The sequence below is a fragment of the Methanococcus maripaludis genome (assembly GCF_002945325.1).
In the GTDB taxonomy this organism is placed as follows: Archaea; AGJL01; Methanococci; order Methanococcales; family Methanococcaceae; genus Methanococcus; species Methanococcus maripaludis.
The window spans coordinates 1,423,912-1,437,716 of the sequence record NZ_CP026606.1 but is presented as its reverse complement, the minus strand read 5'-3'; the positions used below and the strand labels follow the sequence as shown (position 1 = coordinate 1,437,716).

Here is a 13,805-nt window from a genome sequence, read left to right as displayed (position 1 = left end):
AAGTAAATACTGAATAAATCCATTTAAACAATTAACACTCCAGATTAATAGATTCGTTAATTTCTCCGGCAATGTTTTTAGACATTAATTCTTTTGCTTCCTTAAATTCATAATTTCCAAGCAAATGCATTAATTTAACAAATGCAACTTCTGAAAGCATGTCTTCACAAGGAATTACGCCTTTTGCTTGAAGTTCTCGCCCATTTGAATAAACATTCATGTTTACTCGACCGTTGATCGTCTGTGTAGTCATTGCAACTAAAACATTGTTTTCATTTGCGTAATCGATTCCTTCAAAAAAGGTTTCAGGAGTGTGTCCAAGACCAGTTCCTTCCAAAATAATTCCTTTGTATCCTTTATCAACGTAAAATTTCAAAATTTCAGAATCAATTCCGGGATAAACTTTAATTAAAGCAACTTTTTCTTCCAAATTTGTGTTTAACACTATTTCTTTGATTTTTGACTTGTCCTGACTTTTTACATCCCTTAAATATGTTACTTTTTTTGTAAATGGGTTAATTTCAGCTATTGGAGTTTCATTTACTGATTTAAATGCATCTCTTCTTGAAGAGTGAAGTTTTCTAACCTTTGTGCCTTCGTGTAAATGACATACTGTATCCCCAGTTTCACCGTGCATAAGTACATAAACTCCTTTTATCGGTTCAGTTGCAGCTTTTACTGCTGAAATTATGTTTAATGCTGCATCTGAAGAAGGCCTATCACTACTTCTTTGAGCACCAACTAAAATAATTGGAACTTCAGAATTTACCATGAATGAAAGTGCTGATGCGGTGTAGTGCATAGTGTCGGTTCCGTGTGCAATAACAATTCCCTCAGCCCCGTTTTCAATTTCTTCTTTTATCGCTTCTGCAGTCATCGCCCAGTACTTTGGAAGCATGTTTTCACTTAAAATATTCAAAATAACTTTTCCTTTAATGTTTGCAACATCCATTAATTCAGGAACTGCCCGAATTAAATCATCTGCGGTAAATGCTGGGTGAACTGCTCCTGTTTTATAGTCCACTCTTGAAGCAACTGTCCCACCAGTTGATAAAATAGAGATATTTTTTAATTTTGGGTTTTTTTCTAAATTTAGAGGCGGAAGGCCGTATTTTGGCTTATCTCCTGATTCCAAAATTTCAATATTTTTTATTTTTTTCTTATCGAGTCCAACGTTGTATCCGCTTTTCATTTTGATTACAACAGTATCTTCGCTTAAAGAAGGCATTACTGTTCCAGAATACGTCGTGTTTTCCAGTTCGAGTTTTACAAAATCACCGATATCCATTTTTCCACCTTTTTTGATAAAAATAATATGAAGATTAAATAAAATACGTCATTATGGTATAAAAAAATTAAACTTGAAAGATTTAAGGAATGATACCTAAATTTCCTCAATATATTCCTTTACAATTGGAATTAATCTATCTATCGTTTTTGGAGTGTATTTTGGAGATATGCTGAATACAACATAATCAAAAGTTCCTTCTTCAAGGTAATCTTTCCCAGATATTAATTTTAAAGGAATTTCTGGCTCCAAATCTAAAATTTTTACATTTTTAATTTCATTTTCTATTTTTTCAGTTTTTTTAAGCTGAATAATTTCACTTTTTACATCGTAGTTCTTAAAATGAAAATTCAATAGATCATTTCCGCCTTTCGGGTGTGTAACATAAGTTAAATTACTAATCCACCGATTTGCAATTGCAAAAGCAAGATAATTTCCTTCATACATCATTTCAGGATCATTTCTTTTTTCAACGGGTTTGTGAAGCAATTCTTCCATGATATATTTGTAGGAAAAGTCCCCAAGCCCAAGATCAGCATGAGCATCGATGTGAACAACTTCAAAGGGAGTTTCGAGTTCATTTTTTTCGATAAGTTCTCTCCAAAAATAAAAAGCTTCGTGGTGTTTTTTAACAATTCTTCCTTTTATTTTATTATTTTTCGATAAATTACTGTTGTTTTCTAAAAAGTCGATAAATTTATCTTTTTTCCAAACGACATACTCTTTTTCGTCGAGTCTTTTGTTTCCTTTTTTCCAAAATGCAATTTTATTTAAGAAAAAGTCCAGATCAATATCTAAAATTCTCATAGTTTCACAAAAATCAATTAAAAGCAAGGACAACTATAAAATTCATGATATAAATAAAAAATCTTAAAATATAGAAGTGTAATAGTATCATCAAATATAATTAACATTTATCAAAAAATGTCATTTAAGGTGATTACTTTGAATATTTTGTGCATCGATATTGGAAAAGGAACTCAGGACATTTTATACTTTGACACTAAAAAAAACGTTGAAAATGCAATTAAATTAATACTACCTTCCCCTACAACGATTATTTCTCGAAAAATTATGAAATTGAAAGAAGATTTAAGAATTGACGGAAAATTAATGGGAGGAGGCCCAGTTTCATTTGCAATAATGCAGAAATTAAAAAAAGGATACAAAGTAGAAATTTCCGAACAGTGTGCGAGAACAATTAGAGACGACTTAGACGAAGTTAGGGAAAAAGGAATTGTTATAAAAGAAAATATTGAAAATCCAAATGTAAATTTAGAAGATTTAGATTTTGAAATGTTAAAAACAATATTTTCTTCGATGGGACAGGATTTCTCTCCTGAAGTTGTTTGTGTAGCATGTCAAGATCACGGATTTGTAAAAGGACAGAGTGATCGGATCACCCGATTTAAATATTTTGAAAAAAAGTTAAATGAAACAAAAGACCCGTATGAATTTTATTTTGATAATAAAAAGTATAAAACAGACAATTTTTCGCGATTTGAATCCATTTTAAATACCCTTGGTGAAAATAAATACAAAGGATTTGTAATGGACAGCAAAATGGCATCGGTTTGCGGTATTTTAAATTATGCAAATGAAAATAATATTAATGAATTTATCGGCCTTGACATTGGAAACGGCCATACTTTGGGAGTTTCAATGCAAAATCAAAAAATTAACGGCCTTTTTGAACACCATACAAGATTAATCGACGATCAAAAATTAAAAGACATTGTTGAAAGAACATGCAATGGATCTTTAAAAAATGAGGATATATATAACGACAACGGCCACGGTGCATGCGTAACTTGTAAAACTGAACCTGAATCAGTGCTTATTGCAGGGCCAAACAGAGAATTATTTAAAAATTACGGTAATTATGCATATCCTGGAGGAGATGTAATGATTACAGGCTGTATCGGCCTTTTAGACGTTTACCAAAAATTAAGAAAAATTTAAAGTTGGAGGTTAAACTCATGTTTATAATTTCTGTAACGTACAAAAAACCAATTGAAGTCGTTGAAAAATATTTGGCTGAACATATTGAATTTTTAAAGAAAAACTATGAACTTCAAAAGTTATTAGCATCCGGCAGAAAAGTTCCAAGAACTGGCGGAGTAATCATCTCAAATGTTAAAACCAAAGAAGAAGTACTTGATATGTTAAAAGATGACCCATTCTACATCAATGAGATTTATGACTACGAAATAATCGAATTTACTCCTTCGTTAACTTCAAAAGAATTGGAATTTTTAAAAGAAATCTAAATATAAATTAATTTTAAAATAAAATATTAAATGTCCATTTTATTTTTTCAATTCCCAATCTTTTAACCTTATTGTTTTTGCAAGCGTTGTTCCACGCGTTATCTCTTCTTTAACTCTATCTTCTCTTTCTTTTACATCGATTGCCCTGTTTGCAATTTCCATTGCCTCATTTTTTGGAACTACAATAATTCCATTTTCATCCCCGACAATCCAGTCTCCAGGTTCAACAGTTCTTCCAGCACATTCAATTACAGCATTTATTTCCCCAAATCCTTTTGGCTCTCCCGCAGTTGGAGTTATACTTCTTGAAAATACTGGAATTCCAATTTTTAAAATTTCTTCGACATCTCTAACAGCACCATCTATTACAATTGCAACTAAGCCTTTGGTTTTGCATGAAAGCGTTGCAAGTCCGCCCCAGCAGGCAATTTCAGAACTGCAGTTGTCAATTACTAAAACATTTCCTGCAACACATTCATCTATCGCACTTACAGGTTTACTCCAATCTCCAGAGTAAGTTCTAACTGTAACTGCAGGTCCTGCAAATTTTAAAGGTTTTTCAGAGTTCCAAACTGGTTTTAAACCTTTCATTTCTCCAGTTCTATGCATTGCATCGCTTATATTTGAAGTACTTACAACATCAAACGCATTTGCAAGTTCATCTTTATTAAATTTCTTAAATTTATCCGTTTTTACAGGTTTTCCAGTTTCAAGACTTTTTACAATATCTCTTGCAGTTTGTTCAGGGTCTGCGGACTTATATAACGTTCCTCCCGCAATAATTATATCTGCTCCTGCTTCGTATGCTTTTACAGCAGTTTCGCTGTTTAAACCACCTGCTGCTGCAATTTTTGCTTTTTTACAGTTTTCAGAAACTCTTTTTACAAGTTCAACAGGATCAACATTTAAAACTTGCTGATCGAGTCCCACGTGGATATTTATAATATCTACACCCATTTCTTCGAGTTCAACTGCCCGTTTTACCGGGTCTTCCGTTGCAATCAAATCAGTTCCAACTAAAACTCCATATTTTTTTCCAGCTTTTACAGCATCTATTATCATTGAATCTGGACCAACGCCCAATATCAATATAACATTTGCACCTGCTTTTGCAGCCATTTCAACTTCCGTGCTTCCTGCATCCATTGTTTTCATGTCTGCAACGATTGTAAGATTTGGGAAGTTTTTTCTAAGTTCTCGAATTGCATTCATTCCTTCGGATTTTATTAGTGGAGTTCCAGCCTCAACCCATGTAGCCCCGCCTAAAACTGCTTCTTTTGCAATTTCTATTGCCCTTGGAAGATCAACAAGATCAAGCGCAACCTGCACCGGAGGTAATTCTGATTTAAACTGCATGATATCGCCCCATTCGATTAAAAATAAAGAATATGAATAATTAGAATATTTTGAAAAATTGATTGATAATCAAAAAAATTAATTATAAGGCCAAATTTTCTTTAGCCCATGCAATTCCTGCATTTAATATTTCAACGTTTATTGGAATTAATTTAGGTTTTTTTGAGAATGTCTGTTCTATTGCACCAACAAATACGGATTCAGAAAGTCCGGTGTATCCAATTTCCGCCAAAACTCCGAGCATTACTGTATTTGCAGCTCTTGAAACGCCCATTTCAGTTGCGATTTTTGAAGCTGGAACTTTTATTGCAGTAACTCCGTTTGGAATTTCAAATTCACCGATATTTTCATCGTAAATTATTGTTCCGCCAACTTTCACGTCTTTTGCAAAGTTTTCAAGTGAAGGTTTATTGAGCGCAATTAAAACTCCGGGGTTGTACACAACAGGAGATCCAATTTCCTGTCCTGAAATGATAACCGAACAGTTTGAAGTTCCACCTCTTTGTTCTGGACCGTATGAAGGGTACCAGGAAACGTATTTTTGGGCCCTACACGCAGCTTCTGCGAGAGTTAAACCCATACTCAAAACTCCCTGTCCACCAAATCCTGCAATTTTTACAAGTTTTTCTTCGAAAGAATCGTCTTTTGATGGATCTTCTGAACCTTTTGAATTTACTTCAAATATATTATCAAGGCATTCTTTTGAAAAGTCGCTCTCTCCCCTATTCAATGTTTCAACTTCAGCACTTCTGTCTCTGAAGTTTTGTAATGGAAATTCTTTTTCCATCTCTTCGTTTATGAACTTTTCAGCAGCTTCTGCATTTTGTTTTAAGTTTGTTGGGCAAGGGGATAATATTTCAACAAATGCATATCCTTTTCCATCTCTTTGAATTTCAAGAGCTTTTTTGATAGCACGTTTTGCCTTTCTTATGTGTGCAATGTCTGAAACAGAAACTCTTTCAATAAATACTGGAGCTTTCAGACTGCTTAAAAGTTCACACATATGAATTGGATAGCCTGCAAATCTTGGATCCCTTCCAGTCTGACAAGTTACGGTTTTTTCACCGATAAGTGTTGTTGGGGCCATCTGTCCGCCAGTCATTCCGTAAACGGTGTTGTTTACGAAAAATACAGCCATTTTTTCTCCACGGTTTGCTGCTTGGATTGTTTCATTTAGCCCGATTGATGCTAAATCCCCATCTCCCTGGTACGACATTACAATTGCGTTGTCTTCTGCTCTTGAAACACCGGTTCCAACTGCAGGAGCTCTTCCGTGAGCAACTTGAATATTTCCGCAGTCAAAGTAATAGTATGCAAATACTGCGCAGCCAACTGGACTGATTAAAACACATCTATCCTGTATTTCAAGTTGATCGATTGCTTCTGCCATTAATTTATGGATTATTCCGTGTCCACAGCCTGCACAGTAGTGCGTTGCAGTTGGTGCAGAACCGCCCTTTCTTTCAAAGATTTCAGGCATTGCATTTGGCTTTTTTAAAACTTTTTCCGTAATTTCTGTCATTTTAGTTGCCTCCTGCAATTTCTTTAATTTTAGCTAAAATCTGATCAACTTCAATTAAATTTCCGCCAAGCCGGTTTACAAGTTCAACTGGCCTTTTACAGCATGTTGCAAGTTTAATATCTTCTGCCATTTGACCGTTGCTCATTTCAACTGAAATAAATGTGCATTTTTTCTCTGCAAGTTTGTTCATTTCTTTTTCTGGGAACGGAAATAGGGTTTTCGGCCTGAATAATCCTACTTTTAATCCTTCTTTTCTTGCAACGTCTACAGCAGTTTTTGAAATTCTGCTGCTTATTCCGTATGAAACAAGGATAATTTCAGCATCATCTAGCATGTATCCTTCAAAATCTTGTTCATTTTCTTTAATTATTTCGTATTTATCCTGTAATTTGTAGTTAAATTCTTCAAGTTGTTTAAAATCTAAAAAGATTGAAGTAACCAAATTTTTCCTTGTTTCTTTTGTTCCGCAGACTGCCCAACTTTCGTCGATTTCAGGTTTTATGGCCTGTTCTGGGAATTTTAATGGCTCAACCATCTGACCTAAAACACCATCTGAAAGAACAATTACCGGGTTTTTGTACTTTGTTGAAAGTTCAAATGCTTTTGCTGTAAAATCACACATTTCTTGAACTGAATTTGGAGCTAAAACTATATTTTTATAGTTTCCGTGTCCCCCACCTTTTACAGCCTGATTGTAATCAGCCTGTTCTGGTCCGATGTTTCCAAGACCCGGGCCTGCCCTCTGCACATTTACAAGAACACATGGAAGTTCAGAACCTGCTAAAAATGAGATTCCTTCTTGTTTTAAACTCATTCCTGGACCTGATGTAGCACATAACACTCTTTTTCCAGTTGATGCCGCACCGTAAACCATATTTATTGCAGCTTCTTCTGATTCTGCCTGAACAAACTTCCTTCCAACCATTGGGAAGTATTTTGAAGCTTCGTGAAGTACTTCACTTGCAGGTGTTATCGGGTATCCAAAGTAACAGTCACATCCTGCATACATGGCTCCGACAATAACAGCAGTGTTTCCTTTTACAAGTTGTGTTGCCATAATATCTCCTCTATTCGCACTTTTTAAGCGGGATGTGTACTTCTATTGCTAAAGGTTCTGGGCAGGTGTAGTAGCAGTTTCCACAGCCAGTACATCCTTCGCCAGTGTAAATTACGTAATTATATCCTCTTTCATTGCAGTCTTTACTCATTTTTAAGACGTCTTTTGGACATGCAATTATACATCTTTCACATGCTTTGCATTCAAGAGCATTAATTACAGGATAGGGTTTTTTTGTAGAACATTCCATAATTTCATCTTTTCTTAGTTAAATTTTAAAAATAATTTTTCGATCAATGTACCTTAAAAAAAATAATTTTTTATGATAGTTAATTATTTATTTTTTTCATCAGTTTCCCGGATTTCTACACGCCTGATTTTCCCGCTGATTGTTTTTGGGAGTTCTTTTACAAATTCAATAGCTCGAGGGTATTTGTATGGGGCAGTGTTGTGTTTAACGTGGTCTTGAAGTTCTTTTTTGAGTTCTTCACTTGCTTGATATTCAGACGTTAAAACAATTGTAGCTTTAACAATCTGGCCCCTTACTGGGTCCGGTACTCCAGTTATTGCACATTCAAGTACTGCCGGGTGTGAAATAAGTGCACTTTCTACTTCAAAAGGACCGATTCTGTAACCCGAACTTTTGATTAAATCGTCGTTTCTTCCAACAAACCAGAGGTATCCATCTTCATCTTTCCATGCAGTATCCCCAGTATGGTAATATCCATCGTACCAGGCTTTTTTAGTTCTTTCAGGGTCTTTAAAGTATCCTGAGAAAAGACCAAGAGGTTTTCCATCTTCTGTTTTGAATGCAAGTTCTCCTTCTTCACCTACATCACATTCTTTTCCATCTGGCCCTTTTATCATTAAATCAAAAATTGGCACTGGTTTTCCCATTGATCCGGGTTTTGGATCCATCCATGTAAAGTTTGCAACAGATACAACAGTTTCAGTCTGCCCAAATCCTTCCATTAGCCTAAGTCCTGTAAACTCCAAAAATTTGTTGTAAACTTCAGGGTTTAGAGGTTCTCCAGCAGTTACTGCGTAGTGTAAACTTGAAAAGTCTGCTTTTGAAATATCCTGTTTAATCATGAACCTGTAAATTGTAGGTGGTGCGCAGAACGTTGTAATTTTATATTTTGCAATTTTTTCAAGCATGTTTCCTGCATCAAATCTGTCGTAGTCGTAGACAAATACTGCAGTTCCTGCAATCCACTGTCCGTAGAGTTTTCCCCAGATACACTTTGCCCATCCGCTGTCTGCAACAGTGTAGTGAAGTCCATCATCTTCAACATTTTGCCAGTATTTTGCAGTCGTAATATGTCCTAAAGGATATTCGTGGTCGTGTTGAATTAATTTTGGATATCCTGTTGTTCCTGATGAAAAATATGCAACTAATACATCGTCATTTTTAGTATCCATTTCTCCAACAGGCCTTGTAAAGTCTTCTGATGATTCTTCCAATTCTTTTGAAATATCAATCCAACTATCATTGTTTAAATTTGAAACACATGCTTTTAAAACATCTGAATTAATTTCAGATACTGCTTCATCAACATATTCTGGAACCCCGTTTTCACCGATACAGACTATCATTTTTAAGCCTGCTTTTTCAATCCTGTACACGATGTCTTTTGTTGTAAGCATGTGTGTTGCAGGAATTGCGACAGCCCCAATTTTATGAAGTCCAAGCATGCAAAACCAGAATTCGTACCTGCTCTTTAAAGTGAGCATTACAGTATCTCCCTTTTTAATACCGTGTTTTAAAAAGAAATTAGCTGCTTTATCACTGTATTTCTTCATATCATTAAATGTAAAGATTTTTTCATCGTTGTTATCGTCACACCATATGATTGCAATCTTTTCCGGCGCAATTTTTGCATATTCATCAACGATGTCATAAGCAAAGTTAAAATTTTCTGGAACATCTATCTTAAAATTTTCCACAAAATCTTCGTATGACTCAAATTCCGTCGTTTTAACAAATTTAGTAAGTAATGATACCATAATCATGCCCTTTTTCGTTTTTGAGAATAATAAAGTTTACAGTAAGTTACATTATAATTGCAAGGAATTTAGCAGTTTTTCCATTTAATGCTTCCATTGCATGTTCATACCCTGCATCAAAGAATATAGAATCTCCTTCTTCCAAAATAACTTCATTTTTGTGGATGTATAATTTTATAGATCCTTCCAAAATATAGTTGAACTCCTGACCAGGGTGTGAATTTTTGGATGGTTTTTTTCCGTCAGTTCTTGGCTCCACTGTTACAATAAATGGTTCTGCTTTTTTGTGGACAAATTTTTCAGCCAAATTTTCGTATTTGTACTGTTTTCTTCTTTCTACAGAAACTCCTTTTCCTTTTCTTGTAACCGTAAAAATATGCATTCTGGTTTCTTCTCCAGTCAAAAGTAGTCCCATGTCAACTTCAAATTTGTGTGCAATTTCATACAAAACACTTGCTGGAATATCGCAGGTTCCTTCTTCGTAATGTTGATAAATTTCTGGTGAAATTTGTAAGTGATTTGCCATCTCCTCAATTGAAATTTCCGAGAGTTCCCTTAATTCGCGAACTCTTGCTGCAATTTCTTTCATTTTTTCAGTCATAGTCTGCACCGTTAAAATAATCATTATTAAGTTAAAAGATATCTCAGACCGCATAAATTTGCGTGTTTTGTTTGATATTATATGAAAAATTATATTGGTATTTAAAATAACTATTTAATTCCGCTATATATAATGATCGATAATTATAATTTCAAAATATACTGTTCAGAAAACGAAAAATGCACTAAAAAGATCTACAAAACTAGCATAATGTTGGAGCAACATGAATATAATTAATTTAATTTTAGGGGGTTTGGAAATTTGTATAAAATAAGTTTTAAAAATTTAATTTTTGTGGCAATTCTCGCAATAATTGTAATGACTTTGTTTGTACTGCCTGAAACGTATATCAACATATCTGCAGACAATTATTCTCCAAAAACGGGCGATATTATTAATATTGATGTAGATGTCATTAAAAAGAGTGATTTTGGAACAACCACTGTGGAAATGGTACTTCCAAACGGTACAACATATATAAATACTGTTTATGGGCCAGAACCAAAAAATACTACGATATTTAACGAAAAATACAATATTTCGGAAACATATCTTAAATGGACGTTTAAAAATGAAGATAAATTCGGTTCATCGATAAATATTCTCATTTTAAATTCTGAAAATAAAACAATAAAAGCAACATCAAAAACAGACTTTTTCAGTTATGATTCATTAAATTCCGATAAACTAATCATTTCAACAGACTAAAAACAAAAAAGTAATCTATTCAATTTTTATAAATTTAATTTTTCCGTCAACTGCTACAAAGTTTCCAGTGCATTTATCATTTGTTTTGGGGCAATCGCTTCTAAAATGTGCCCCACGGGTCTCTTTTCTAAGGATTGCTGAATTTATAACAATTTTTGAAACCAAAATCATGTTTTCAAGTTCTAATTTTTTTGAAAAGTCAACTATTCCATTTATCAAAACTTTTTTTCCATCGATTTCATTTATTTTTTCAAGGGCAGTTTTTAACCCGTTTTCATCTCTTGAAATAGAAACAAAATCCCACATAGTATTTTTTAATTCATCAATTAATGAATATACGTTATCCCCAGAATTAGACTCATTAACTGTATTTTTCAATTTTTCAATGTATTTTTCAACTGAATTATATACTTTTGAAATATCAACTTTCTCTTCAGCATAAATTAAAGCATTTCTTCCAGCAATTGATCCAAAAACTTGTGTTTCAGCAAGTGCATTACCGCCAAGCCTGTTTGCACCGTGAAGTCCACCTGCAACTTCCCCGCATGCAAATAATCCTGAAATATTTGTTTCACAATTTTCATTTATCTTAATTCCACCCATAAAGTGGTGTGCTGTTGGAGCTACTTTCATCGGCTCTTTTCTAATATCCACGCCAACAAGCATGAACTGTGAAAACATTGTTTCGAGTTTTTCTTTGATAACTTCTGGTTCTAAATGAGTTACGTCCAGATAAACTCCACCATCAATTCCTCTTCCTTCCTGAATTTCGTTATATATTGCTTTAGCAACTACGTCCCTTGTGGATAATTCCATTCTTTTTGAATCGTAGTTTTTCATGAATCTTTCTTTATTTTTATTGTATAAAATTCCGCCTTCGCCCCTCACAGCTTCGGTTACTAAAATTCCAGTTCCAAGCATTCCTGTTGGGTGAAACTGAACCATTTCCATGTCGACTAGTTCGACCCCTTCACGATAAGCAATTGCAAATCCATCCCCAACTTTTTGTTTAGGGTTTGATGTTATAGGGTAAATTTGGCCTGCCCCGCCAGTTGCAAGAATTGTTGATTTTGCATATACTGGATAAATATCTCCATTTAATAAATCTAAAAATACTGCCCCAAAACATTTTTTGAGTTTTTTTCCGTTTTCTTCAACTTCATCGACAATTAATTTTATTGCCATCGTGTCTTCTAAAATTTTTATGCGCTCAAATTTGTTTAAATACTCCATCAATCCTGCAATCATTTCGTGGCCTGTCCTGTCCCCACTGTAGCAAGTTCTATTAAAACTCTGTCCTCCAAAGGGTCTTTGTGCAAATTCTGCACTTTCAGACCTATCAAAAATACATCCAAATTTTTCCAAGTTTTTAAATTCATTTGGTGCATTTTTTACCAAAACGTCTACGAGTTTTTTATTGTTTATGTATCCCCCACCCTTCATCGTGTCAGAATAGTGTTTTTCAAACGAATCTTTTTCGTTCAATACTGCATTGTACCCACCTTCAGCCATTACTGTGCATCCACTTTTTCCAAAAAGGCCTTTTGAAGCAATTACAACATTTTTCTGTCCGCATTCTATTGCAGCCCTTGCTGCAGCACCCCCGCCACCAATTATGAGTACATCTGTTATCATAAAATCACCAGATACCTAAATATTATTTTTTTAATTCCTTGAATACATCAATGTCCTGTATTGTTATAAGGCCGTTTTCTGAAACCATTTCAACAAGTTTTGGCATTATATCGTTTAATTTTTCCTCGTAATCGATACATTCAATTACTGCTGGAAGGTTCATTGAGAGTCTCAGTATATCAATTCTAGAAATGCCCCTTGTTCCGTAGCCACAAAATCCTTTAAAAACCGTTGCGCCCGCAATCCCATTATTTTTTAGGGTTTTTATTATTGAATTGATGAGTAGTTCTTTTCCATACCTATCTTCTTCTTTTAAATAAATCCTGAGAAGTTTTGCAGATATTTTTTTCATTAAATCACCAGAAAAACATTGATGCGAGTCTTCCAAGATATACCATTCCCAAACATCCAAAAACATTTAATAAAATGTTTAATCCTGTTTTTAAATAATAATTATGTTCTAACATAGTAAATGACTCGTAACTAAATGTAGAAAACGTAGTAAGAGCCCCGCAAAACCCGGTTATTATAAATAACCTGTATTCAGTAGATAATGACCCAAATAATGAAGAGTATATTAAAAAGCCAATAATAAAACTTCCCAAAAGATTTACCATAAGAGTACCTGTTGGAATCCCAAATTTTACGGGAATTATGCCGCTAACGAGATACCTTAATATCGCCCCGAAAAATCCACCAAGGCCGATAAGTAGAATTTCTCTCAAAAAATCACCAAATAGCCATATTAGTCTGCCTAACTAAAAGATTTATATACTATATAATAAATTATATTGAAAAGTACTTCTTAAAATGATATATAAGTTTGGGCCCGTGGTTTAGCTTGGATAGAATACAGGGCTTCGGACCCTGTGGTCGGGGGTTCAAATCCCTCCGGGCTCGTCAACATTTTAAAAATAAAATTTAAGAAGTATTTACACTTTTTTAAAATTATTATTAAAAAATTTAAAAGATTACCATTTTTTAAAGATAAAAACGGCTGCAAGGATTATAAAAAAGAATCCTACTGCGTAATTCCACCGAAATTCTTCTTTTAGATACAGTACTGAAAAAATACTGAATATTACAAGAGTTATTATTTCTTGAATTACTTTTAGCTGTGCGGGTGTAAAGTAGTTTGAGCCGATCCTGTTTGCTGGAACCTGCAAGCAGTACTCAAAAAATGCAATCCCCCAACTTACCAGTATAACGATCCAAAGTGGAGACATTTTATACTTTAAATGACCATACCACGCAAAAGTCATGAAAATATTTGATAAAACGAGCAGTAAAACTGGCAAATACTGTTTCATACCCTACCTTTTTTATATTTTTTAAGTATATAGAATTAAACTGTTTATTAA

15 protein-coding genes and 1 tRNA gene are annotated in these 13,805 nt (G+C 34.0%); 4 read left to right on the top strand and 12 right to left on the bottom strand.

From position 1 onward, the window contains the following. Positions 1 to 31: 31 nt before the first annotated feature. Together gatD and MMJJ_RS07835 are read right to left on the bottom strand one after the other, a co-directional pair. Complete coding sequence (gene gatD, locus MMJJ_RS07840) at positions 32 to 1,288, bottom strand: Glu-tRNA(Gln) amidotransferase subunit GatD (protein WP_104838334.1); 1,257 nt, start codon at positions 1,286 to 1,288, stop codon at positions 32 to 34. A gap of 96 nt (positions 1,289 to 1,384) precedes the next feature. Next, positions 1,385 to 2,095: a peptide arginase family protein gene (locus MMJJ_RS07835; RefSeq protein WP_104838333.1), complete on the bottom strand. Its 711-nt coding sequence runs from the start codon at positions 2,093 to 2,095 to the stop codon at positions 1,385 to 1,387. Between the two features lie 138 nt (positions 2,096 to 2,233). On the opposite strand from MMJJ_RS07835, the gene MMJJ_RS07830 reads away from it, so the two are divergent. After that, positions 2,234 to 3,250 carry a DUF1786 domain-containing protein gene (locus tag MMJJ_RS07830; protein ID WP_104838332.1) on the top strand — a complete coding sequence of 339 codons (1,017 nt, stop codon included), beginning with the start codon at positions 2,234 to 2,236 and terminating at the stop codon, positions 3,248 to 3,250. A gap of 17 nt (positions 3,251 to 3,267) precedes the next feature. Continuing rightward, on the top strand, positions 3,268 to 3,558 hold the full coding sequence (locus MMJJ_RS07825) for a YciI family protein (protein ID WP_104838331.1): 291 nt from the start codon (positions 3,268 to 3,270) through the stop codon (positions 3,556 to 3,558). 39 nt (positions 3,559 to 3,597) lie between these two features. Here the strand turns inward: MMJJ_RS07825 and MMJJ_RS07820 are convergent, their stop codons facing one another. The 6 genes from MMJJ_RS07820 to MMJJ_RS07795 all read right to left on the bottom strand — a co-directional run bounded on the left by MMJJ_RS07820 (position 3,598) and on the right by MMJJ_RS07795 (position 10,101). After that, the gene (locus MMJJ_RS07820) at positions 3,598 to 4,914 is read right to left on the bottom strand and encodes a bifunctional hexulose-6-phosphate synthase/ribonuclease regulator (protein WP_104838330.1); all 1,317 of its coding nucleotides are present in this window, start codon (positions 4,912 to 4,914) and stop codon (positions 3,598 to 3,600) included. A gap of 82 nt (positions 4,915 to 4,996) precedes the next feature. After that, positions 4,997 to 6,436, bottom strand: a complete 1,440-nt coding sequence (locus MMJJ_RS07815; protein WP_104838329.1) for a 2-oxoacid:acceptor oxidoreductase family protein — start codon at positions 6,434 to 6,436, stop codon at positions 4,997 to 4,999. A 1-nt stretch (position 6,437) separates the two neighbouring features. Beyond that, complete coding sequence (locus MMJJ_RS07810) at positions 6,438 to 7,493, bottom strand: 3-methyl-2-oxobutanoate dehydrogenase subunit VorB (protein ID WP_104838328.1); 1,056 nt, start codon at positions 7,491 to 7,493, stop codon at positions 6,438 to 6,440. A gap of 10 nt (positions 7,494 to 7,503) precedes the next feature. Continuing rightward, entirely contained in the window at positions 7,504 to 7,743 is a 240-nt protein-coding gene (locus MMJJ_RS07805) for a 4Fe-4S dicluster domain-containing protein (protein ID WP_011171217.1), read from the bottom strand. Positions 7,744 to 7,826: 83 nt separating this feature from the next. Then, positions 7,827 to 9,500 (bottom strand): AMP-binding protein, encoded by a 1,674-nt coding sequence (locus MMJJ_RS07800; RefSeq protein ID WP_104838327.1) that lies wholly within the window; start codon positions 9,498 to 9,500, stop codon positions 7,827 to 7,829. Positions 9,501 to 9,546: 46 nt separating this feature from the next. Next, positions 9,547 to 10,101: a helix-turn-helix domain-containing protein gene (locus MMJJ_RS07795; RefSeq protein WP_104838326.1), complete on the bottom strand. Its 555-nt coding sequence runs from the start codon at positions 10,099 to 10,101 to the stop codon at positions 9,547 to 9,549. A gap of 261 nt (positions 10,102 to 10,362) precedes the next feature. On the opposite strand from MMJJ_RS07795, the gene MMJJ_RS07790 reads away from it, so the two are divergent. Further along, positions 10,363 to 10,809 (top strand): hypothetical protein, encoded by a 447-nt coding sequence (locus tag MMJJ_RS07790; protein WP_104838325.1) that lies wholly within the window; start codon positions 10,363 to 10,365, stop codon positions 10,807 to 10,809. A 15-nt stretch (positions 10,810 to 10,824) separates the two neighbouring features. On the opposite strand, the gene tfrA is transcribed toward MMJJ_RS07790, so the two are convergent. The 3 genes from tfrA to crcB are packed head-to-tail and all read right to left on the bottom strand — an operon-like array spanning position 10,825 to position 13,169. Beyond that, positions 10,825 to 12,444: a fumarate reductase (CoM/CoB) subunit TfrA gene (gene tfrA, locus MMJJ_RS07785; protein WP_104838324.1), complete on the bottom strand. Its 1,620-nt coding sequence runs from the start codon at positions 12,442 to 12,444 to the stop codon at positions 10,825 to 10,827. 22 nt (positions 12,445 to 12,466) lie between these two features. After that, positions 12,467 to 12,796, bottom strand: a complete 330-nt coding sequence (locus MMJJ_RS07780) for a DUF190 domain-containing protein (protein ID WP_104838323.1) — start codon at positions 12,794 to 12,796, stop codon at positions 12,467 to 12,469. 4 nt (positions 12,797 to 12,800) lie between these two features. Further along, positions 12,801 to 13,169, bottom strand: coding sequence for a fluoride efflux transporter CrcB (crcB, locus tag MMJJ_RS07775; RefSeq protein ID WP_104838322.1), 369 nt, complete (start codon positions 13,167 to 13,169; stop codon positions 12,801 to 12,803). 100 nt (positions 13,170 to 13,269) lie between these two features. Here crcB and MMJJ_RS07770 point away from each other — a divergent pair. Then, a tRNA-Arg gene (locus MMJJ_RS07770) sits at positions 13,270 to 13,344 on the top strand. Positions 13,345 to 13,415: 71 nt separating this feature from the next. Here the strand turns inward: MMJJ_RS07770 and MMJJ_RS07765 are convergent. Continuing rightward, complete coding sequence (locus MMJJ_RS07765; RefSeq protein WP_104838321.1) at positions 13,416 to 13,754, bottom strand: DMT family protein; 339 nt, start codon at positions 13,752 to 13,754, stop codon at positions 13,416 to 13,418. Positions 13,755 to 13,805: the final 51 nt, after the last annotated feature.

Excerpts from the sequence above, each read along its gene's own strand:
- MMJJ_RS07810 (WP_104838328.1), bottom strand. The coding sequence starts at position 7,493 with ATGGCAACACAACTTGTAAAAGGAAACACTGCTGTTATTGTCGGAGCC.
- gatD (WP_104838334.1), bottom strand. The coding sequence starts at position 1,288 with ATGGATATCGGTGATTTTGTAAAACTCGAACTGGAAAACACGACGTAT.
- MMJJ_RS07835 (WP_104838333.1), bottom strand. The coding sequence starts at position 2,095 with ATGAGAATTTTAGATATTGATCTGGACTTTTTCTTAAATAAAATTGCA.
- MMJJ_RS07800 (WP_104838327.1), bottom strand. The coding sequence starts at position 9,500 with ATGGTATCATTACTTACTAAATTTGTTAAAACGACGGAATTTGAGTCA.
- tfrA (WP_104838324.1), bottom strand. The coding sequence starts at position 12,444 with ATGATAACAGATGTACTCATAATTGGTGGCGGGGGTGCTGCAGCAAGG.
- MMJJ_RS07825 (WP_104838331.1), top strand. The coding sequence starts at position 3,268 with ATGTTTATAATTTCTGTAACGTACAAAAAACCAATTGAAGTCGTTGAA.
- MMJJ_RS07780 (WP_104838323.1), bottom strand. The coding sequence starts at position 12,796 with ATGAAAAAAATATCTGCAAAACTTCTCAGGATTTATTTAAAAGAAGAA.
- MMJJ_RS07805 (WP_011171217.1), bottom strand. The coding sequence starts at position 7,743 with ATGGAATGTTCTACAAAAAAACCCTATCCTGTAATTAATGCTCTTGAA.
- MMJJ_RS07765 (WP_104838321.1), bottom strand. The coding sequence starts at position 13,754 with ATGAAACAGTATTTGCCAGTTTTACTGCTCGTTTTATCAAATATTTTC.
- MMJJ_RS07815 (WP_104838329.1), bottom strand. The coding sequence starts at position 6,436 with ATGACAGAAATTACGGAAAAAGTTTTAAAAAAGCCAAATGCAATGCCT.
- MMJJ_RS07795 (WP_104838326.1), bottom strand. The coding sequence starts at position 10,101 with ATGACTGAAAAAATGAAAGAAATTGCAGCAAGAGTTCGCGAATTAAGG.
- MMJJ_RS07820 (WP_104838330.1), bottom strand. The coding sequence starts at position 4,914 with ATGCAGTTTAAATCAGAATTACCTCCGGTGCAGGTTGCGCTTGATCTT.